Source organism: Flaviaestuariibacter amylovorans (genome assembly GCF_039541815.1).
In the GTDB taxonomy this organism is placed as follows: domain Bacteria; phylum Bacteroidota; class Bacteroidia; order Chitinophagales; family Chitinophagaceae; genus Flavisolibacter; species Flavisolibacter amylovorans.
The window spans coordinates 25,098-25,456 of record NZ_BAABGY010000035.1; the positions used below are offsets into that span (position 1 = coordinate 25,098).

Annotated in this window: 1 protein-coding gene; it reads left to right on the plus strand. The window is 67.4% G+C overall.

From position 1 onward, the window contains the following. Nucleotides 1-359, plus strand: a 359-nt coding sequence (locus ABD937_RS23885) for a hypothetical protein (protein WP_345258605.1), incomplete at both ends; no start/stop codon positions are given.

The following is a 359-nucleotide window of genomic DNA, read 5'->3' on the forward strand; positions in this document are numbered from 1 at the left end:
TTGCCCGGCAAGCTTTACGGTATCGGGCTCGGGCTCCTACTGCGACGGCCTCGGCCGCGAGGTAACCCTCTCGGGCTCGGAGACGGGCATGAGCTACCAGCTGAAAAAAGGTGGCCTCGACCAGGGCGCCCCCCTCACGGGCACCGGTGCTGCACTGAGCTTCGGCATCCAGACCGCCGGTACCTACACGGTGGTGGCCTCCAACGGCGCCGGCTGCACCACGACGATGACGGGTGCTGCCTCCATCACCAACCTGGGCACCTTCACGGCGCAGATCGCTGCCGTCAACCCCGTGCTCTGCGCCGGTACCAGCACCGCCACCGACATCAACATCACCGGCGGACCGGCAAACGGACAGG